The organism is Pseudomonas sp. BRG-100 (genome assembly GCF_000737955.1).
In the GTDB taxonomy this organism is placed as follows: domain Bacteria; phylum Pseudomonadota; class Gammaproteobacteria; order Pseudomonadales; family Pseudomonadaceae; genus Aquipseudomonas; species Aquipseudomonas synxantha_A.
In genome coordinates, this window is sequence record NZ_JPRX01000001.1 from 4,430,347 (window position 1) to 4,448,357 (window position 18,011).

General features: G+C 59.5%; 20 protein-coding genes. 19 read left to right on the plus strand and 1 reads right to left on the minus strand.

Annotation, left to right across the window (positions count from 1 at the left end):
• Nucleotides 1–4: 4 nt before the first annotated feature.
• From secD to JH25_RS07695, 3 genes are all read left to right on the plus strand, one after another.
• On the plus strand, nucleotides 5–1,876 hold the full coding sequence (secD, locus tag JH25_RS07705; protein WP_032879599.1) for a protein translocase subunit SecD: 1,872 nt from the start codon (nucleotides 5–7) through the stop codon (nucleotides 1,874–1,876).
• Between the two features lie 9 nt (nucleotides 1,877–1,885).
• Nucleotides 1,886–2,800, plus strand: coding sequence for a protein translocase subunit SecF (gene secF, locus JH25_RS07700; RefSeq protein WP_032879600.1), 915 nt, complete (start codon nucleotides 1,886–1,888; stop codon nucleotides 2,798–2,800).
• Between the two features lie 124 nt (nucleotides 2,801–2,924).
• Entirely contained in the window at nucleotides 2,925–3,467 is a 543-nt protein-coding gene (locus JH25_RS07695) for a glycine zipper 2TM domain-containing protein (protein ID WP_005791197.1), read from the plus strand.
• A 205-nt stretch (nucleotides 3,468–3,672) separates the two neighbouring features.
• On the opposite strand, the gene suhB is transcribed toward JH25_RS07695, so the two are convergent.
• Nucleotides 3,673–4,488, minus strand: a complete 816-nt coding sequence (gene suhB / locus JH25_RS07690) for a type III secretion system regulator SuhB (RefSeq protein WP_005791195.1) — start codon at nucleotides 4,486–4,488, stop codon at nucleotides 3,673–3,675.
• Nucleotides 4,489–4,633: 145 nt separating this feature from the next.
• On the opposite strand from suhB, the gene trmJ reads away from it, so the two are divergent.
• The 16 genes from trmJ to hisS all read left to right on the plus strand — a co-directional run bounded on the left by trmJ (nucleotide 4,634) and on the right by hisS (nucleotide 17,986).
• On the plus strand, nucleotides 4,634–5,404 hold the full coding sequence (trmJ, locus tag JH25_RS07685; protein ID WP_032879601.1) for a tRNA (cytosine(32)/uridine(32)-2'-O)-methyltransferase TrmJ: 771 nt from the start codon (nucleotides 4,634–4,636) through the stop codon (nucleotides 5,402–5,404).
• A 2-nt stretch (nucleotides 5,405–5,406) separates the two neighbouring features.
• Nucleotides 5,407–6,189 carry a serine O-acetyltransferase gene (gene cysE, locus JH25_RS07680; RefSeq protein ID WP_032879602.1) on the plus strand — a complete coding sequence of 261 codons (783 nt, stop codon included), beginning with the start codon at nucleotides 5,407–5,409 and terminating at the stop codon, nucleotides 6,187–6,189.
• 302 nt (nucleotides 6,190–6,491) lie between these two features.
• A complete protein-coding gene (gene iscR / locus JH25_RS07675; protein ID WP_003194020.1) occupies nucleotides 6,492–6,983 on the plus strand; it encodes a Fe-S cluster assembly transcriptional regulator IscR in 492 nt (163 codons plus the stop codon).
• Nucleotides 6,984–7,033: 50 nt separating this feature from the next.
• Nucleotides 7,034–8,248 carry an IscS subfamily cysteine desulfurase gene (locus JH25_RS07670; protein ID WP_003194019.1) on the plus strand — a complete coding sequence of 405 codons (1,215 nt, stop codon included), beginning with the start codon at nucleotides 7,034–7,036 and terminating at the stop codon, nucleotides 8,246–8,248.
• Between the two features lie 99 nt (nucleotides 8,249–8,347).
• Nucleotides 8,348–8,734 carry a Fe-S cluster assembly scaffold IscU gene (gene iscU / locus JH25_RS07665; RefSeq protein WP_032879603.1) on the plus strand — a complete coding sequence of 129 codons (387 nt, stop codon included), beginning with the start codon at nucleotides 8,348–8,350 and terminating at the stop codon, nucleotides 8,732–8,734.
• A 28-nt stretch (nucleotides 8,735–8,762) separates the two neighbouring features.
• Nucleotides 8,763–9,086, plus strand: a complete 324-nt coding sequence (gene iscA, locus JH25_RS07660; RefSeq protein WP_003209680.1) for an iron-sulfur cluster assembly protein IscA — start codon at nucleotides 8,763–8,765, stop codon at nucleotides 9,084–9,086.
• Between the two features lie 8 nt (nucleotides 9,087–9,094).
• Nucleotides 9,095–9,616 (plus strand): co-chaperone HscB, encoded by a 522-nt coding sequence (hscB, locus tag JH25_RS07655; protein WP_005791186.1) that lies wholly within the window; start codon nucleotides 9,095–9,097, stop codon nucleotides 9,614–9,616.
• Nucleotides 9,617–9,667: 51 nt separating this feature from the next.
• Complete coding sequence (gene hscA / locus JH25_RS07650; RefSeq protein ID WP_032879604.1) at nucleotides 9,668–11,530, plus strand: Fe-S protein assembly chaperone HscA; 1,863 nt, start codon at nucleotides 9,668–9,670, stop codon at nucleotides 11,528–11,530.
• Nucleotides 11,531–11,533: 3 nt separating this feature from the next.
• On the plus strand, nucleotides 11,534–11,875 hold the full coding sequence (fdx, locus tag JH25_RS07645) for an ISC system 2Fe-2S type ferredoxin (protein ID WP_005791182.1): 342 nt from the start codon (nucleotides 11,534–11,536) through the stop codon (nucleotides 11,873–11,875).
• Nucleotides 11,876–11,889: 14 nt separating this feature from the next.
• Nucleotides 11,890–12,090 carry a Fe-S cluster assembly protein IscX gene (gene iscX / locus JH25_RS07640; protein WP_032879605.1) on the plus strand — a complete coding sequence of 67 codons (201 nt, stop codon included), beginning with the start codon at nucleotides 11,890–11,892 and terminating at the stop codon, nucleotides 12,088–12,090.
• A 92-nt stretch (nucleotides 12,091–12,182) separates the two neighbouring features.
• Nucleotides 12,183–12,608, plus strand: a complete 426-nt coding sequence (gene ndk, locus JH25_RS07635) for a nucleoside-diphosphate kinase (protein ID WP_003175956.1) — start codon at nucleotides 12,183–12,185, stop codon at nucleotides 12,606–12,608.
• A 29-nt stretch (nucleotides 12,609–12,637) separates the two neighbouring features.
• Nucleotides 12,638–13,786: a 23S rRNA (adenine(2503)-C(2))-methyltransferase RlmN gene (gene rlmN / locus JH25_RS07630; RefSeq protein ID WP_005791178.1), complete on the plus strand. Its 1,149-nt coding sequence runs from the start codon at nucleotides 12,638–12,640 to the stop codon at nucleotides 13,784–13,786.
• Between the two features lie 12 nt (nucleotides 13,787–13,798).
• On the plus strand, nucleotides 13,799–14,557 hold the full coding sequence (gene pilW / locus JH25_RS07625; RefSeq protein WP_032879606.1) for a type IV pilus biogenesis/stability protein PilW: 759 nt from the start codon (nucleotides 13,799–13,801) through the stop codon (nucleotides 14,555–14,557).
• Nucleotides 14,557–15,561: a RodZ domain-containing protein gene (locus tag JH25_RS07620; RefSeq protein ID WP_032879607.1), complete on the plus strand. Its 1,005-nt coding sequence runs from the start codon at nucleotides 14,557–14,559 to the stop codon at nucleotides 15,559–15,561. The genes pilW and JH25_RS07620 overlap by 1 nt, the downstream gene beginning before the upstream one ends.
• A gap of 2 nt (nucleotides 15,562–15,563) precedes the next feature.
• Nucleotides 15,564–16,673 carry a flavodoxin-dependent (E)-4-hydroxy-3-methylbut-2-enyl-diphosphate synthase gene (gene ispG, locus JH25_RS07615; RefSeq protein ID WP_003175952.1) on the plus strand — a complete coding sequence of 370 codons (1,110 nt, stop codon included), beginning with the start codon at nucleotides 15,564–15,566 and terminating at the stop codon, nucleotides 16,671–16,673.
• Nucleotides 16,674–16,696: 23 nt separating this feature from the next.
• A complete protein-coding gene (hisS, locus tag JH25_RS07610; protein WP_032879608.1) occupies nucleotides 16,697–17,986 on the plus strand; it encodes a histidine--tRNA ligase in 1,290 nt (429 codons plus the stop codon).
• Nucleotides 17,987–18,011 lie beyond the last annotated feature (25 nt).

Genomic DNA, 18,011 nt, shown 5'->3' on the forward strand with positions numbered 1-18,011 from the left:
CGTGATGCTGAACAAATACCCTCTGTGGAAATACGTACTGATCCTGGCGGTGCTGGCGATCGGTTTTATTTATTCCGCTCCCAATCTCTATCCTGATGACCCGGCGATCCAGATCTCTGGCGCCAGCACTTCGCTGCAGGTCAATCAGGCTGATCTGGAACGCGCTAGCAAAGCGCTGACTGACGCGGGCATCCAGGTTAAAGCGGCAACCTTGGCAGCTGGTTCCAAAGGCGGCTTGTTGCGCCTGACCAAGCAAGAAGACCAATTGCCGGCCAAGGACGTTGTACGCAAGGTCATGGGTGACGACTACGTCGTTGCATTGAACCTGGCACAGACCACGCCTCAATGGCTGCGCAGCATTGGCGCGCACCCGATGAAGCTGGGCCTGGACTTGTCCGGTGGCGTGCACTTCCTGCTGGAAGTCGACATGGACAAGGCCCTCGACGCGCGTCTGAAAGTCTATGAAGGCGACGTGAAGAGCCTGCTGCGCAAAGAGAAACTGCGTTATCGCAGCCTGCCGCAGCTCAACGGTGCCATCCAGTTGGGTTTCGCTGACGAAGCTTCCCGCGAGCAGGCCCGTGCGCTGATCCGCAAGAATTTCAATGACTTCGACATCGTTCCGGCCGACTTGAATGGTCAGGCTGTGTTGCGCCTGGCGATGAGCCCGGCCAAGATCGCCGAGATCCGCGAGTACTCCATCAAGCAGAACTTGACCACGGTACGTAACCGCGTCAACGAGCTGGGTGTGGCCGAGCCGATCGTGCAGCGCCAGGGCGCCAACCGTATCGTGGTTGAGTTGCCGGGTGTACAGGACACTGCTGAAGCCAAGCGTATCCTTGGTAAAACCGCCAACCTGGAATTCCGCCTTGCAGCTGAGCCGGGTGCCACTCGTGCGACCTCCGAAGAGTTCGAGTTCCGCGAGGGCAATCGTCCTCCTGCGTTGATCGAGCGTGGCTTGATCATCACTGGTGACCAGGTGACCGATGCCAAGGCCGGTTTCGACTCGCAGCACGGTACGCCCGAAGTGAACATCCGCCTGGATGGCCACGGTGGCGAACTGATGAGCCGCGCCACGCGCAGCAACGTCGGTCGCAGCATGGCGGTGATCTTCATCGAGCAGCGCCCCGTTACCACCTATACCAAGCAGATGGTCAACGGCGTCGAGAAAGACGTGCCGGTGCAGACCTTCAAGGAAGAGAAAAAGATCATCAGCCTGGCGACCATCCAGTCGCCGCTGGGTGCGCAGTTCCGCATCACTGGCCTGAACGGCCAGGGTGAGTCCTCCGAGCTGGCGCTGCTGCTGCGTGCTGGTGGCCTGGCGGCGCCGATGTACTTCGCTGAAGAACGTACCATCGGCCCGAGCCTGGGTGCCGACAACATCACCAAGGGTGTGGATGCGGCGCTGTGGGGCATGTTGTTCGTGTCGCTGTTCATCATCGCCATCTACCGCTTCTTCGGCGTTATCGCCACCGTCGCACTGGCGGGCAACATGGTGATGCTGCTGGCGCTGATGTCGCTGCTGGGCGCGACGCTGACCTTGCCGGGTATCGCCGGTATCGTGCTTACCATGGGTATGGCGGTTGACGCCAACGTGCTGATCTTCTCGCGTATCCGTGAAGAGATCGCCGCCGGCATGACCGTACAGCGTGCTATCAACGAAGGCTTCGGCCGGGCATTTACCGCGATTCTCGACTCCAACTTGACCACTTTGCTGGTCGGCGGGATTCTCTTTGCCATGGGCACCGGCCCCGTCAAAGGTTTTGCGGTGACCATGTCCCTGGGTATCTTTACCTCGATGTTCACGGCCATCATGGTGACCCGCGCAATGGTCAACCTGATCTTTGGCGGGCGTGACTTCAAGAAGTTGTGGATTTAAGGGGCTGCCATGTTACGTACAATCAACTTCATGGGCGTTCGCAACGTTGCGTTCGGCGTCACCGTGCTCCTTACCGTTCTGGCGTTGTTCAGCTGGTTCCATAAGGGCCTGAACTACGGGCTGGACTTCACCGGCGGTACGCTCATCGAGCTGACCTACGAGAAGCCGGCCGATGTCACCCTGGTGCGCAATGAGCTGGTCAAGGCCGGCTATCACGAGGCGGTGGTGCAGAGCTTCGGCGCCACTACTGACCTGCTGGTGCGTATGCCTGGCGAAGACCCGCAACTGGGTCACCAGGTAGCGGAGGCCTTGCAGAAGGTCGGCGGCGACAACCCGGCATCGGTCAAGCGCGTCGAGTTCGTCGGCCCGCAGGTCGGTGAAGAGCTGCGCGACCAGGGCGGCCTCGGCATGCTGATGGCGCTGGTCGGCATCATGATCTACCTGGCCTTCCGCTTTCAGTGGAAGTTCGGTGTCGGCGCCATTGTGTCGCTGATCCACGACGTGATCGTGACCGTGGGGATCCTGGCCTACTTCCAGATCACCTTCGACCTGACCGTATTGGCGGCCGTGCTGGCGATCATTGGTTACTCGCTCAACGACACCATCGTGGTATTCGACCGGGTTCGTGAGAACTTCCGGGTGCTGCGCAAGGCGACGTTGATCGAGAATATCAACATCTCCACCACCCAGACGCTGCTGCGGACCATGGCGACGTCGATCTCCACCTTGCTGGCGATCGCCGCGCTGATGATCTTCGGGGGCGACAACCTGTGGGGCTTCTCGCTGGCGCTGTTCATCGGTGTTCTGGCGGGTACCTACTCGTCGATCTACATTGCCAACGTGGTGCTGATCTGGCTCAACCTCAACAGCGAAGACTTGATCCCTCCTGCTGCTACTGGCAAGGAGGTCGACGACCGCCCTTGATGGGCGTTAGTTGATCGGCTGTTACAAGAAGGGCGCGAGTATTGAACTCGCGCCTTTTTTTTTGCTCCAAGGCTGGGTATAGCGCGGATCTTTCGATCCGTTTGTGATGGTCAGGAGGTTCAACGTGAACAAGTCGTTGCTGGTTGGTGCGGTATTGGGTGCTGTCGGTGTGACTGCCGGGGGTGCTGTTGCCACCTACAGCCTGGTAAAAAGCGGCCCTGAGTATGCGCAAGTACTGGCGGTACAGCCGGTTAAAACCCAGATCAAAACCCCGCGTGAGGTCTGCAAGGACGTCACTGTGACCCGGCAACGTCCGGTGCAGGATCAACATCAAATCGCCGGTACCGTGGTCGGCGCCCTTGCAGGTGGCCTGTTGGGCAACCAGATCGGTGGCGGTAATGGTAAGAAACTGGCCACCGTGGCCGGTGCGGTCGGTGGCGGTTACGCCGGTAACAAGGTTCAGGAAGGCATGCAGAACCGTGATACCTACACCACCACGCAAACCCGCTGTAACACTGTTAACGACATCAGCGACAAGGTTGTCGGTTATGACGTGCGTTACAACCTGGATGGCAAGGAAGGGACTGTGCGTATGGAGCGTGATCCAGGCGGCCAGATTCCAGTCGACAAAGAAGGTCGTCTGATCCTGGGTCAGAACCAGCAGTAATCCCCAGGCCTGGCTTCGATCCAAATGTGGGAGCTGGCTTGCCTGCGATAGCGGTGGGTCAGCAACTAATCACTTGGTTGGCAGCCCGTCATCGCAGGCAAGCCAGCTCCCACATTGGATTGTATTGAGCAGTTGGAATTGGTTTTTTGCTAAATCCCACGCATAAAAAAAGCACCCCTAGGGGTGCTTTTTTGTGCTCGCTCGCTTAACGCTTCAGCGAAGCCGGCAGGTGCGGCTGGATCGCCGTCAGTACGGCCTTGAAGCATTTGGTGTTGCCGGCAACCACGTGGCCTTTCTCCAGGAAGTCGTGACCGCCGGTGAAATCGCTCACCAGGCCGCCTGCTTCCTGAATCAGCAGGGCGCCTGCTGCCATGTCCCACTCGGACAGGCCTGATTCCCAGAATGCATCGAAACGACCGGCGGCGACATAGGCCAGGTCCAGGCTGGCTGCACCGGCGCGGCGGATACCGGCGGTCTGGCCAACCAGGGCGCGGAACATGCCCAGGTAGTTTTCCAGGTTGTCCATCTGGTCGTCACGGAACGGGAAGCCGGTGCCCAGCAGGGCGCCTTCCAGGCTGGTGCGACCGCTGACGCGCAAGCGACGACCATTGAGCTGGGCGCCACGGCCACGGCTGGCGGTGAACTCTTCCTGGCGCACCGGATCCAGCACAACAGCGTGTTCCAGGCGGCCACGGTATTTGCAGGCGATGCTCACGGCAAAGTGCGGGATGCCGCGCAGGAAGTTGGTGGTGCCATCCAGTGGGTCGATGATCCACAGGTAGTCTTCGCCTTCGCCGCTACCTTTGTGCAGGCCGGTTTCTTCGCCGAGGATGCCGTGGGTAGGGTAGGCCTTGCGCAGGGCGTCGATGATCTTCTGTTCGGCGGCGCGATCCACCTCGGATACATAATCCTTGGCGTCTTTTTCGTCGACCTTGATGGTATCCAGGCGCTCGATGGAGCGGAAGATCAATTCACTGGCGCTGCGGGCGGCGCGCAGCGCGATATTCAGCATGGGCTGCATGGATGTGTCACCTAAGGTTGTTAAAGAAAGCCGGGCATTCTAGCAGAAACTTTCCTCAGGTGAAGGACGACGTTAGCTTTCATGGCATAACCTTAGGCTGTTCTGTAAGATTTGCTCCCCTTTCCCGTGTCCGAGAGCGCCTCCCTTGCTGCAAAACATTCGTGTCGTCTTGGTCAATACCAGTCATCCCGGCAATATCGGCGGGGTGGCGCGAGCCATGAAAAACATGGGGCTGACGCGCCTGGTGCTGGTCGAACCGCGGGTGTTCCCGCACCACGAGGCCGATGCCCGTGCATCCGGCGCCAATGACCTGCTGGCAAACGCCCAGATCGTCGCCACCCTGGAAGAGGCTCTGGTCGGCTGCAACCTGGTGCTCGGCACCAGCGCTCGCGATCGGCGTATCCCCTGGCCGCTGCTGGATCCGCGTGAGTGCGGCACCAAAGTGGTGGAAGAGGCCATCGGCGGTGCCGAAATTGCCTTGGTATTTGGCCGTGAAGATTCCGGCCTCACCAACGAAGAGCTGCAGCGATGTCATTATCACGTGCATATCCCCTCAGACCCTGAGTTCAGCTCGCTGAACCTCGGGGCGGCGGTGCAAGTGTTGACGTACGAAGTGCGCATGGCCTGGCTGGCTGCTGCCGGCCAGCCGAGCAAAGTGGAAAAGGACGAAGTGGCGTCGACCAAAAGTGGTGAGCTGGCCACCATGGACGAGCTGGAGCGGTTCTATGAGCACCTGGAGCAAACCCTGGTGGCCATCGAATTCCTCGATCCTGAAAAGCCACGGCACTTGATGGCGCGCCTGCGTCGTTTGTACGGTCGCAGCTCGGTGAGCCGGGCGGAGATGAATATATTGCGTGGCATCCTCACGGAAACCCAGAAAGCGGCCCGTGGTGAGCTTCTTAAGCGGAAGGATTAAAAATGTTCGAGCGTTTGCGAGAAGATATCCAGAGTGTTTTCCATCGTGACCCGGCGGCGCGCAACGCCTTTGAAGTGCTGACCTGCTATCCGGGCCTGCACGCGATCTGGATTCACCGTCTGTCCGGCGCCTTGTGGGGCATGGGCTGGAAATGGCTGGCCCGGCTGGTGTCGAACTTCGGTCGCTGGTTGACCGGCATCGAGATTCATCCGGGCGCCAAGGTGGGCCGTCGCTTCTTTATCGACCATGGCATGGGTATTGTCATAGGCGAGACCGCCGAGATCGGTGATGACGTGACGCTTTACCAAGGTGTGACCCTGGGCGGTACTACATGGAATAAAGGCAAGCGTCACCCGACCCTGGAAAATGGTGTGGTGGTGGGGGCGGGCGCCAAGGTGCTGGGGCCCTTTACCGTGGGTGCCGGTGCCAAGGTAGGTTCCAACGCCGTGGTGACCAAGGCTGTACCTGCTGGCGCCACCGTGGTGGGTATTCCGGGTCGCATCATCGTCAAACCAGAGGTCGGCGACGAGCAGGAGGCCAAGCGCAAGGCCATGGCCGAGAAGATCGGTTTTGACGCCTATGGCGTCAGCGAAGACATGCCCGATCCGGTGGCTCGCGCCATTGGTCAGCTGCTTGATCATCTGCAAGCAGTGGACGGCAAGCTGGACGGTATGTGTGGTGCGCTGAAGGATCTGGGCAGCCCATACTGTGCGAAGGATCTGCCTGAGTTACGCGAAGAGGACTTCGCCGAGATCAAGGACGAGGCCGCCACCAAGGCAAGCTGAAGTCCCAAGGCCGCCAGAGATCCCTGTGGGAGGGGGCTTGCTCCCGATAACGGTGGGTCAGCTAACTGATAAGTGACTGACATTCAGTCATCGGGAGCAAGCCCCCCTCCCACATTCTGATCTCCATTGGTCTCGAGATCTCTGCCAGGCCCTGTTCCCGCTGGTCCATCCCACCCCATCCTGCTATGATTCGCGCGCCCTTTTTACGGGTATTCCTGACTAAAGTACTAGGTCTTATAGTTGACTTAAATACTCGGGAATCGCATACTTGCTCCCATTCTGAAACACCTTGGTACTTGTCCATGAGACTGACTACAAAAGGCCGATACGCGGTGACCGCCATGCTTGACCTGGCCCTGCACGCGCAAACTGGGCCGGTGTCCCTGGCCGATATCTCCGAGCGCCAAGGCATTTCCCTGTCCTACCTCGAGCAGCTGTTCGCCAAATTGCGCCGCAGCAATCTGGTTTCCAGCGTTCGTGGTCCAGGTGGTGGCTATCAATTGTCCCGCGACATGCAGGGCATTCAGGTGGCCCAGGTGATCGACGCGGTCAACGAATCCGTCGATGCCACCAAATGCCAGGGTTTGGGTGATTGCCACGCCGGCGACACCTGCCTGACACACCACTTGTGGTGTGACTTGAGCCTGCAGATCCATGAGTTTTTGAGTGGTATCAGCTTGGCTGATCTTGTGACTCGCCGTGAGGTGCAAGAAGTAGCCCAGCGTCAGGACCAGCGCCGTTGCAATACCAAGGCGCCGCGTCTGGACAAGATCGAAGCGTCCGCCGTCGAGTGACAGCCGAAGAGCTAACGGCGTGCCAGCCAGCCTGATTTAGGAGAAAGTCCATGAAATTGCCGATTTACCTTGATTACTCAGCGACCACCCCGGTTGATCCGCGTGTTGCGCAAAAAATGAGCGAATGCCTGCTGGTTGACGGAAACTTCGGCAACCCTGCCTCCCGTTCCCACGTATTCGGCTGGAAGGCCGAGGAAGCGGTCGAGAACGCGCGTCGCCAGGTCGCTGATCTGGTCAACGCCGACCCGCGTGAAATCGTCTGGACGTCCGGTGCTACCGAGTCCGACAACCTGGCTATCAAGGGTGCGGCGCATTTCTACGCAACCAAGGGCAAGCACCTGATCACCACCAAGATTGAGCACAAGGCTGTCCTCGACACCATGCGCCAACTGGAGCGTGAAGGTTTCGAGGTGACTTACCTTGAGCCCACCACCGACGGTATCGTCACCCCTGCGATGATCGAAGCCGCGATGCGTGAAGACACCATCCTGGTTTCCGTGATCCACGTGAACAACGAAATCGGTACCATCAACGACATCGCCGCCATCGGCGAGCTGACGCGCTCCAAGGGTGTGTTGCTACACGTCGACGCTGCTCAGTCTACCGGCAAGGTCGATATCGACCTGTCCAAGCTGAAAGTCGACCTGATGTCGTTCTCGGCCCACAAGACTTACGGCCCTAAAGGCATCGGCGCTCTCTACGTCAGCCGCAAGCCACGCGTGCGCATCGAAGCGACCATGCACGGTGGCGGCCACGAACGCGGCATGCGTTCGGGCACCCTGGCGACCCACCAGATCGTCGGCATGGGTGAAGCCTTCCGCGTAGCCAAGGAAGACATGGCTGCCGAAAACGTACGTATCAAGGCCCTGAGTGATCGCTTCTACAAGCAGGTCGAGAACCTTGAAGAGCTGTACATCAACGGCAGCATGACTGCCCGTGTACCGCACAACCTGAATTTGAGCTTCAACTATGTCGAAGGCGAGTCGCTGATCATGGCGCTCAAGGACCTGGCGGTCTCGTCCGGTTCGGCCTGTACCTCGGCATCCCTTGAGCCTTCGTATGTATTGCGCGCCCTGGGCCGCAACGACGAACTGGCACACAGCTCGATCCGCTTTACGTTCGGCCGCTTCACCACTGAAGAGCAAGTCGACTATGCCGCGCAGAAGGTCTGCGAAGCCGTCAACAAGCTGCGCGTTCTGTCGCCGCTGTGGGACATGTACAAAGACGGTGTCGATATTTCCAAGATCGAGTGGGCGGCACACTAAATATAGAAGCCGCCACCCAAGCTCTGTAGGAACGTGGCGGTAAACGCAGGCGTTTCTACAGGGTTCCAGAGCGGCCCTGATGAGTGAGGATTCAGTACCATGGCTTACAGCGAAAAGGTCATCGACCACTACGAAAACCCGCGCAACGTCGGCAAGATGAACGCGGAAGATCCTGATGTCGGCACCGGCATGGTCGGCGCTCCGGCGTGCGGCGATGTGATGCGCCTGCAGATCAAGGTCAACGAACAGGGCATTATCGAAGATGCCAAGTTCAAGACCTATGGCTGCGGTTCGGCCATCGCCTCCAGTTCCCTTGCGACCGAGTGGATGAAAGGCAAGTCCCTGGATGAGGCTGTCACCATCAGCAACACCCAGCTGGCCGAAGAACTGGCCCTGCCGCCAGTGAAAATCCACTGCTCGGTACTCGCTGAAGACGCCATCAAGGCGGCGGTTCGCGACTACAAGCAGAAGAAAGGCTTGATCTAAGCATTTGGCGACGAGTAAGGAGTCAACGATGGCTATCAGCATGACAGAAGCGGCAGCGCAGCACATTCGCCGCTCCCTGAATGGGCGCGGTAAAGGTGAGGGGATTCGTCTGGGTGTACGCACCACGGGCTGTTCCGGCCTTGCCTACGTGCTGGAGTTTGTCGACGAGGTGGTTGAAGAGGACCAGGTGTTCGAAAGTCACGGCGAGAAAGTGATCATCGACCCCAAGAGCCTGACCTACCTGGACGGCACCGAGCTCGATTTCGTCAAGGAAGGGTTGAACGAAGGCTTCAAGTTCAACAACCCCAACGTGCGCGGTGAATGTGGCTGCGGCGAAAGCTTCAACATCTGAGGCTACTCGTGGGTACTCCTTGTCATTTCGCTTTATTCGAGCTGCAGCCGAGCTTTCGGCTGGACCTCGAGCAGCTTGCCACGCGCTATCGAGAACTGGCGCGTGGGGTGCATCCGGACCGCTTTGCCGACGCTTCCGAGCGTGAGCAACGCCTGGCCCTGGAGCAATCGGCCAGCCTCAACGAAGCCTATCAGACGCTCAAAAGCCCCCCCAAACGCGCGCGCTATTTGCTGGCGATGAAGGGCGGTGAGTTGCCGATGGAAGTCACCGTGCATGACCCGGACTTCCTGATGCAGCAGATGCAATGGCGTGAAGAGCTCGAAGATCTGCAGGACGAAGCCGATGTGGCGGGTGTCGCGGTCTTCAAACGTCGTCTGAAAACTGCCCAGGACGAGCTCAACGAAAGCTTTGCGGCCTGTTGGGATGATGCTGCGCAACGTGAACAGGCCGAGCGCCTGATGCGGCGTATGCAGTTCCTCGACAAGCTCACCTACGAAGTGCGCCAGCTAGAAGAGCGCCTCGACGATTAACCCAGTGCTGCCCGTGATGCACGCCTGATAGACAGATAAGACCTGATTACCATGGCCCTACTGCAAATCGCCGAACCCGGCCAAAGCCCTCAACCGCACCAGCGTCGCCTGGCGGTCGGGATTGACCTGGGCACCACCAATTCCCTGGTTGCTGCCTTGCGCAGTGGCCTGTCCGAGCCTCTGCCCGATGCCGATGGGCAGGTGATCCTGCCGTCCGCCGTGCGTTACCACCCTGATCGTACCGAAGTGGGTGAGTCGGCCAAGTTGGCCGCGTCCTCGGACCCCCTGAACACTGTGCTGTCGGTCAAGCGCTTGATGGGTCGTGGGCTGTCCGACGTCAAGCAGTTGGGCGACCAGTTGCCGTACCGCTTTGTCGGCGGTGAGTCCCATATGCCGTTTATCGACACCGTCCAGGGCCCGAAAAGCCCGGTCGAAGTGTCGGCTGATATCCTCAAGGTGCTGCGCCAGCGTGCGGAAAAAACCTTGGGCGGCGAGCTGGTCGGGGCGGTGATCACCGTTCCGGCGTATTTCGATGACGCCCAGCGCCAAGCCACCAAGGACGCGGCGAAACTGGCGGGCCTGAATGTACTGCGCCTGCTCAACGAGCCGACCGCTGCGGCTGTGGCCTACGGCCTCGATCAGCACGCTGAAGGCCTGGTCGCCATTTATGATCTGGGCGGTGGCACCTTCGATATTTCGATCCTGCGCCTGACCGGCGGCGTTTTCGAAGTGCTGGCCACCGGTGGCGACAGCGCCCTGGGCGGCGATGACTTCGACCACGCCATCGCTGGTTGGATCATCACCAGCGCCGGTTTGTCTGCCGACCTGGACCCGGGCGCGCAGCGTAACTTGCTGCAAACTGCCTGTGCGGCCAAGGAAGCGCTGACTGATGCTGCATCTGTTGAAGTCCAGTATGGTGATTGGTCGGCACAGCTGACCCGCGAAGCGTTTGACGCGCTGATCGAGCCGATGGTCGCCCGCAGCCTCAAGGCTTGCCGTCGTGCTGTGCGTGACTCCGGTATTGAACTGGAAGATGTCGGCGCTGTGGTCATGGTCGGTGGCTCCACTCGCGTGCCCCGTGTGCGTGAGGCGGTTGCCGAAGCCTTTGGTCGCCAGCCGTTGACTGAAATCGATCCGGATCAAGTGGTGGCCATTGGCGCCGCAATCCAGGCCGATACCCTGGCTGGTAACAAGCGCGATGGTGGCGAACTGCTGCTGCTCGACGTGATTCCTTTGTCCCTGGGCCTGGAAACCATGGGCGGCCTGATGGAGAAGGTGATTCCACGCAACACCACCATCCCCGTCGCGCGCGCCCAGGATTTCACCACCTACAAAGACGGCCAGACGGCCATGATGATTCATGTGCTGCAAGGCGAGCGCGAGCTGATCAGCGACTGCCGCTCCCTGGCGCGCTTTGAACTGCGCGGCATCCCGGCGATGGTGGCTGGTGCAGCGAAGATTCGCGTCACCTATCAGGTCGACGCCGATGGCCTGCTCAGCGTGGCTGCGCGTGAACTGGCCTCGGGCGTTGAGGCCAGCATCCAGGTCAAACCGTCCTACGGCCTGACCGACGGCGAAATCGCCAAGATGCTCAAGGACTCGTTCCAGTATGCCGGTGACGACAAGGTTGCCCGCGTACTGCGTGAGCAGCAAGTGGATGCCCAGCGCCTGCTCGAAGCGGTGCAGGGCGCCCTTGAAGCTGACGGCGAGCGCCTGCTGGATGCCGAAGAGCGCATGGTCATCGACCTGCAGATGCAGGAATTGGCCGAACTGATGAAAGGCAACGATGGTTACGCCATCGAGCAACAGACCAAGCGCCTGTCGCAAGTGACTGATGCCTTTGCCGCCCGTCGTATGGATCAGACGGTGAAAGCCGCACTGGCGGGCCGCAACCTGAATGAAATCGAGGAATAACTGATGCCGCAGGTCACTTTTCTACCGCACGCCGAACACTGCCCGGATGGCATGGTCGTGGAGGCAGAGACCGGCAAGTCCCTGCTTGACGTCGCGCACGACAACCATATCGAGATTGAAAGTGCGTGTGGTGGCGTCAATGCCTGCACCACTTGCCACTGCATCATTCGTAAAGGTTTCGACAGCCTTAATGAGGCTGACGACCTGGAAGAAGACTATCTTGATAGGGCGTGGGGGCTGGAGCCGACGTCGCGTCTGAGTTGCCAGGCGAAAGTGGGGACTGAAGACCTCACCGTTGAAATTCCGAAATATTCGCTCAACCATGCCGCCGAAGCGCCGCATTGATTCAAGGAACTGTCATGAGCCTGAAATGGGTTGATGTACAAGAAATCGCTATACAACTTGCCGAAGCTCACCCTGAGGTCAATCCTCTTACCGTGAACTTCGTCAAGCTGCGCAACCTCGTAATGGCGCTGCCGGATTTTGACGACATCCCTGACCGGGGTGGCGAAAAGGTCCTGGAGGCGATTCAAGGCCTGTGGATCGAAGAAGCAGACTGAGCCGCCTTTTTACGCAGTTAGGCAATACCCAATAACCCGCGTATAATTCGCGGGTTTAATTTTTCGTAAATTACCGTTTCTGGAGTTACACCATGGCTGTTCAACGTACTTTCTCCATCATCAAGCCTGACGCTGTTGCAAAAAACGTCATCGGCGAGATCACCACTCGTTTCGAAAAAGCCGGCCTGAAGGTTGTAGCTTCGAAACTCAAGCAACTGTCCAAGGCTGAAGCTGAAGGCTTCTACGCCGAGCACAGCGCTCGTGGCTTCTTCGGCGACCTGGTTGCCTTCATGATCTCCGGTCCTGTTGTTGTTCAGGTTCTGGAAGGCGAAAACGCTATCGCTCTGAACCGTGAGCTGATGGGCGCTACCAACCCTAAAGAAGCGGCTGCCGGCACCATTCGTGCTGACTTCGCTGAGTCCATCGATGCCAACGCTGTTCACGGTTCGGACTCCGAAGCCGCTGCTGCTCGCGAAATCTCGTACTTTTTCGCTGCTACTGAAGTAACCGCTCGCTAAGCATCGGCTTAAAGAGTGAGGGTGAATCCATGACTACATCGACTGTTAAAACCAACCTGCTGGGTCTGACTCAGCCGGAAATGGAGAAATTCTTCGACTCAATCGGGGAGAAGCGTTTCCGTGCCGGTCAGGTAATGAAGTGGATTCACCACTTTGGCGTCGACGATTTCGACGCCATGACGAACGTCAGCAAGGCCCTGCGCGACAAGCTCAAGGCCATTGCCGAGGTGCGTGGTCCCGAGGTTGTCAGCGAGGACATCTCCAGCGACGGCACCCGTAAATGGGTGGTGCGCGTGGCGTCCGGCAGCTGCGTCGAGACCGTGTACATTCCCCAGGGCAAACGCGGCACCTTGTGCGTTTCGTCCCAGGCAGGCTGTGCCCTGGATTGCAGTTTCTGCTCCACCGGCAAGCAAGGCTTCAATAGCAACCTCACCGCCGCCGAAGTCATCGGCCAGGTGTGGATTGCCAACAAATCCTTTGGCAGCGTCCCGGCGACCGTCGACCGTGCCATCACCAACGTGGTGATGATGGGCATGGGTGAGCCGCTGCTGAACTTCGACAACGTGATTGCGGCCATGCACCTGATGATGGACGACCTGGGCTACGGCATCTCCAAGCGCCGTGTGACCCTGTCGACCTCCGGCGTGGTGCCGATGATCGATGAGCTGGCCAAGCACATCGACGTCTCCCTGGCGTTGTCGTTGCACGCACCGAATGACGCATTGCGTAACCAATTGGTGCCGATCAACAAGAAGTATCCGCTTAAGATGCTGCTCGAATCTTGCCAGCGTTACATGGCGACCTTGGGTGAGAAGCGTGTGCTGACCATTGAGTACACCATGCTCAAGGACATCAACGACAAGGTCGAGCACGCGGTCGAGATGATCGAGTTGCTCAAGAACACGCCGTGCAAGATCAACCTGATCCCGTTCAACCCGTTTCCACATTCTGGCTACGAGCGGCCGAGCAACAACGCCATCCGCCGTTTCCAGGATCAACTGCACCAGGCCGGCTACAACGTCACCGTACGCACCACCCGTGGTGAAGACATCGACGCCGCCTGTGGCCAATTGGTAGGGCAGGTGATGGACCGCACCCGCCGCAGCGAACGTTATATCGCCGTGCGCGAACTTAACGCCGCCGAAGATTTGCCGCAAATTGCTGTGAATCGAATCTGAGAGAGGATCTCTATGCCCTTGCGCCTTGCGCTGCTTTTACTGCTTACCGGCCTCGTTGCCGGTTGTGTTTCATCGGGCCATGACAGCCCTTTGCACACCACTAAAGGCCGTGATGAGGCGCGGGTTGCCTATGTGCAATTGGGCTTGGGGTATTTGCGTCAAGGTATGAGCGAGCAAGCCAAGGTGCCGCTGAAAAAGGCCCTTGAACTGGACAGCGCGGATGCCGATGCCAACGCCGCACTGGCTCTGGTGTTTCAGGCCCAGGCAGAGCCTGAGCTGGCCGACCGCTATTTCAGCAAGGCCCTGGCTTCCCGTCCTGCCGATCCCAGGTTGCTGAACAACTATGGCAGTTTCCTGTTCGAGCAGAAACGGTATGACCAAGCCGCCGCTTATTTCCAGCAAGCCAGCGCCGATACTCTTTATCCTGAGCGTTCGCGGGTGTTCGAGAACCTCGGGGTGACCTCGATGCGCCTGGGTCAGCGCGACAGCGCGCGTCAGCAGCTGGAAAAAGCCCTGCATCTGAACAGTCGCCAGCCACGGGCTTTGCTCGAAATGGCTGAGTTGTCTTACGAAGACAGGCATTATGTGCCGGCACGAGACTATTACGAGCGTTTTAGCCTGCTCAGCGGGCAAAATGCACGTAGTCTATTGCTCGGTGTGCGCCTGGCGACGGTTCATGAAGAACACGACACGGCCGCACGTTTTGGCCAGCAACTCGAACGACTCTATCCCGGTACGCCGGAATATCAGCAATACCTGTCGGAGCAATGATGAAAGCCGCGCACCCGGAAGATGTAGCAGCTAATCGCGTAAACCCAGGCGAAACCTTGCGTCAGGCCCGCGAAAGCAATGGTTGGTCGCTGGCGGAAGTGGCCCTCAAGCTCAATTTGACCAGCACGTCCCTGGCCAATCTGGAAGCCGGCGCGTTCGACAAGCTGCCTGGGCACACCTTTGCCCGTGGCTATATTCGCGCCTACGCCAAATTGCTGGGTATTGACCAGGCCGTGCTGGTGCAGGAATTCGACCAGTTCACCGGTACCGATGCCCAGGGCAGCAATGTCCATGGCCTTGGGCGCATCGAAGAGCCAACGCGGGTTTCCCACACGATTTTGCGGATTGTCAGCCTGTTGCTGCTGGTTGCCGTGGTCGGCGGCGGTTTCGTCTGGTGGCAAGACCAGGCCTCCCAGCGCAACAAAGACCTGACCAGCAACGCCATGGAGCACGTCGAAGTCGAAAGCGCCGATGGCACCACCCAGATTCATCCGCTGGACGAGCCGGAAGACCAGGCAGTTGCCGAAGGGCAGGCCGCACCGCAAGTGCCGGCTACGGCTGAGCAGCCGGCGCCGCAAGTGGGCACCACGCCTGCTGACACTGCGGCGGTACAGGCGCCGGTGACCCCGGCAGCACCCGTGGTTCAAGCTCCTGCGGCACCCGCACCCGCACCCGCACCCGCACCCGCACCCGCGACGCCTGCGCCAGCCGCACCGGTAGCGCCAGCAATGTCGCCTCCGACCACCCCTGCGTTGATCGCCGGTGACGGGCGCGTACAGATCACCTTCATCGCTGACTGCTGGACGCAGGTCACCGATGGCAACGGCAAAGTGCTGTTCAGCGGTTTGAAGCGTAAGGGAGATACGCTTGACCAGGGCGGCAAGCCTCCTTTGACGCTGCGTCTGGGCTTTGCCCGTGGCGCGCAAGTGGCCTACAACGGCCAGCCTGTAGACGTGGCGCCGTTCACCAGTGGCGAGACCGCTCGCCTCAAGTTGGGACAATAGTCATGCACGGCGAATCTCCAATCAAACGTCGCGTATCGCGCAAGATCTGGGTCGGCTCGGTGCCCGTGGGGGGCGATGCCCCCATTGCAGTGCAAAGCATGACCAACAGCGACACTAACGATGTGGCCGCCACCGTCGCCCAGATCAATCGTCTGGAAGCGGCCGGCGTAGACATCGTGCGGGTTTCCGTACCGGACATGGATGCCGCCGAGGCTTTCGGCCGCATCAAGCAGTTGGTCAAGGTGCCGCTGGTTGCCGACATTCACTTCGACTACAAGATTGCACTGCGCGTGGCCGAGCTGGGTGTGGACTGCCTGCGTATCAACCCGGGCAACATCGGTCGCGAAGACCGCGTGCGCGCCGTGGTGGACGCTGCCCGTGATCGTGGGATTCCGATCCGCATTGGCGTGAACGCCGGCTCCCTGGAAAAAGACCTGCAAAAAAAATACGGCGAGCCTACCCCGGCGGCGCTGGTCGAGTCGGCACTGCGCCACGTTGAGCACCTGGAGCGCCTGAATTTCCAGGACTTCAAGGTCAGCGTAAAGGCCTCCGATGTGTTCATGGCGGTAGAAGCCTACCGCCTGCTGGCCAAGGAAATCGTGCAACCACTGCACTTGGGTATCACTGAAGCTGGCGGTTTGCGCTCAGGCACAGTGAAATCTGCGGTGGGTCTCGGTATGCTGCTCGCCGAAGGGATTGGCGATACTATCCGCATCTCCCTGGCGGCAGACCCCGTAGAGGAAGTGAAGGTCGGCTACGACATTCTCAAATCCCTGCGTTTGCGTTCCCGTGGTATCAACTTCATTGCCTGCCCGAGCTGCTCGCGGCAGAACTTCGACGTGGTGAAAACCATGAACGACCTGGAGCTGCGCCTCGAAGACCTGCTGGTGCCGCTGGATGTCGCAGTCATCGGTTGCGTGGTCAACGGGCCGGGTGAGGCCAAAGAGGCTCATGTGGGCCTGACCGGTGGTACGCCGAATTTGATTTACATCGACGGCAAGCCGTCGCAGAAGCTAACGAATGACAATCTGGTGGATGAGCTGGAAAAGCTGATCCGCGAGAAAGCGGCCGAGAAGGTCGCCGCTGACGCAGCGCTGATCGCTCGCGGCTGATTGAACGAATTTAAGGATTTGATGTGAGCAAGTCTCTGCAAGCCATTCGTGGCATGAACGACATCCTGCCGGAGCAGACGCCACTGTGGCGCTACTTCGAAAGCACTGTCGCGCGCCTGCTGGATAACTACGGTTACAAGCAGATCCGCATGCCGATCGTCGAGTTCACCGAGCTGTTCAAACGCTCCATCGGTGAAGTGACCGACATCGTCGAAAAAGAGATGTACACCTTCGAAGACCGCAACGGCGACTCCCTGACCCTGCGTCCGGAAGGCACTGCCGCGTGCGTGCGCGCCGTACTGGAACATGGCATCACCGGTGGTGGCCAAACCCAGAAGCTCTGGTACATCGGCCCGATGTTCCGCCACGAGCGCCCGCAGAAAGGCCGCTATCGCCAGTTCCACCAGATCGGTTGCGAAGTCTTCAACCTGGACGGTCCGGACATCGACGCCGAGCTGATCGTGCTGACCTGGCGCCTGTGGGGCCAACTGGGCATCCGCGATGCGGTCAAGCTCGAACTCAACAGCCTGGGTACCAGCGAGTCCCGGGGCCGCTATCGCGAAGCCCTGGTCGAATACCTGTCGGCTCACTTGGACAAGTTGGACGAAGACAGCCAGCGCCGTCTGAAGACCAACCCGTTGCGCGTTCTGGATACCAAGAACGCCGACACCCAGGCCGTATTGGTCAACGCACCGAAAATGGCCGATTACCTGGACGACGAATCCCGCGTGCACTTCGAGGGCCTCAAGGCTCGCCTGGATGCCGCGGGGATTCCCTACGTGATCAACCCCAAGCTGGTGCGTGGCCTCGACTACTACAGCAAGACTGTATTCGAGTGGGTCACCGACAAGCTCGGCGCCCAAGGCACCGTGTGTGCCGGTGGTCGCTACGACGGCCTGGTCGAGCAAATGGGCGGCAAGCCGACTACGGGCGTGGGCTTTGCCATGGGTATCGAGCGACTGATCCTGTTGCTGGAAACCCTTGAACAGGTTCCCGAAGAAATTTCCCGTCAGGTGGACGTGTACCTGTGCGCTTTTGGCGAGGCTGCCGAACTGGCCGCACTGGCCTTGAGCGAGAAGGTGCGCGACCAACTGCCGAACCTGCGCCTGCAGATCAATGCCGGCGCCGGCAGCTTCAAGAGCCAGTTCAAGAAGGCCGACAAGAGCGGTGCGCTGTACGCACTGATCCTTGGCGATGACGAATTGGCCCAGCAAGTGATAGGTTTCAAACCCCTGCGTGGCCAGGGTGAACAACAGAACGTTGCCTTTGATGCGCTCGCTGCGCACTTGGCCACCTGCGTCGTGCAGGGTTGAAGCTGTCGAACAGCCGAATTTAGCG

Coding starts and splice junctions, on each gene's coding strand:
- secD (WP_032879599.1), top strand. CDS start 5: ATGCTGAACAAATACCCTCTGTGGAAATACGTACTGATCCTGGCGGTG.
- secF (WP_032879600.1), top strand. CDS start 1,886: ATGTTACGTACAATCAACTTCATGGGCGTTCGCAACGTTGCGTTCGGC.
- suhB (WP_005791195.1), bottom strand. CDS start 4,488: ATGCAGCCCATGCTGAATATCGCGCTGCGCGCCGCCCGCAGCGCCAGT.
- cysE (WP_032879602.1), top strand. CDS start 5,407: ATGTTCGAGCGTTTGCGAGAAGATATCCAGAGTGTTTTCCATCGTGAC.
- iscR (WP_003194020.1), top strand. CDS start 6,492: ATGAGACTGACTACAAAAGGCCGATACGCGGTGACCGCCATGCTTGAC.
- JH25_RS07670 (WP_003194019.1), top strand. CDS start 7,034: ATGAAATTGCCGATTTACCTTGATTACTCAGCGACCACCCCGGTTGAT.
- iscU (WP_032879603.1), top strand. CDS start 8,348: ATGGCTTACAGCGAAAAGGTCATCGACCACTACGAAAACCCGCGCAAC.
- iscA (WP_003209680.1), top strand. CDS start 8,763: ATGGCTATCAGCATGACAGAAGCGGCAGCGCAGCACATTCGCCGCTCC.
- hscA (WP_032879604.1), top strand. CDS start 9,668: ATGGCCCTACTGCAAATCGCCGAACCCGGCCAAAGCCCTCAACCGCAC.
- fdx (WP_005791182.1), top strand. CDS start 11,534: ATGCCGCAGGTCACTTTTCTACCGCACGCCGAACACTGCCCGGATGGC.
- iscX (WP_032879605.1), top strand. CDS start 11,890: ATGAGCCTGAAATGGGTTGATGTACAAGAAATCGCTATACAACTTGCC.
- ndk (WP_003175956.1), top strand. CDS start 12,183: ATGGCTGTTCAACGTACTTTCTCCATCATCAAGCCTGACGCTGTTGCA.
- rlmN (WP_005791178.1), top strand. CDS start 12,638: ATGACTACATCGACTGTTAAAACCAACCTGCTGGGTCTGACTCAGCCG.
- pilW (WP_032879606.1), top strand. CDS start 13,799: ATGCCCTTGCGCCTTGCGCTGCTTTTACTGCTTACCGGCCTCGTTGCC.
- JH25_RS07620 (WP_032879607.1), top strand. CDS start 14,557: ATGAAAGCCGCGCACCCGGAAGATGTAGCAGCTAATCGCGTAAACCCA.
- ispG (WP_003175952.1), top strand. CDS start 15,564: ATGCACGGCGAATCTCCAATCAAACGTCGCGTATCGCGCAAGATCTGG.